Source organism: Blautia glucerasea (assembly GCF_020537505.1).
In the GTDB taxonomy this organism is placed as follows: Bacteria; Bacillota; Clostridia; order Lachnospirales; family Lachnospiraceae; genus Blautia_A.
The window spans coordinates 1-440 of sequence record NZ_JAJBMO010000117.1 but is presented as its reverse complement, the minus strand read 5'-3'; the positions used below and the strand labels follow the sequence as shown (position 1 = coordinate 440).

At 48.0% G+C, this 440-nt stretch carries 1 rRNA gene; it reads left to right on the top strand.

The window, feature by feature from the left end:
* Positions 1–133: 133 nt before the first annotated feature.
* Positions 134–440: ribosomal RNA gene (locus LIQ05_RS19520) — 23S ribosomal RNA — on the top strand; the annotation flags it as partial.

Here is a 440-nt window from a genome sequence, read left to right as displayed (position 1 = left end):
TTTAATCAAATATCCTTGATACAAACGTTAAAACGTAAGATAGGAAGACATCGATTTAGTCTGTGAGAACAGACAAAGATCAACAATGAGAATCAAAAGACCGCATCACCTACGCTAGGGTGATGAGCGAAAAGGTCAAGCAATAAGGGCACAGGGCGGATGCCTTGGCACTAAGAGCCGAAGAAAGACGTGATAAGCTGCGATAAGCTTCGGGGAGGAGCAAATATCCTTTGATCCGGAGATCTCTGAATGGGGAAACCCGGCAGAGCACACCTCTGTCATCCATACGCCAATCCATAACGTATGGAAGGGAACCCGGGGAACTGAAACATCTAAGTACCCGGAGGAAAAGAAAGAAAACTCGATTCTGCAAGTAGCGGCGAGCGAACGCGGAGGAGCCTAAACCTGGATGCGTGCATCCAGGGGTTACGGACTGCATT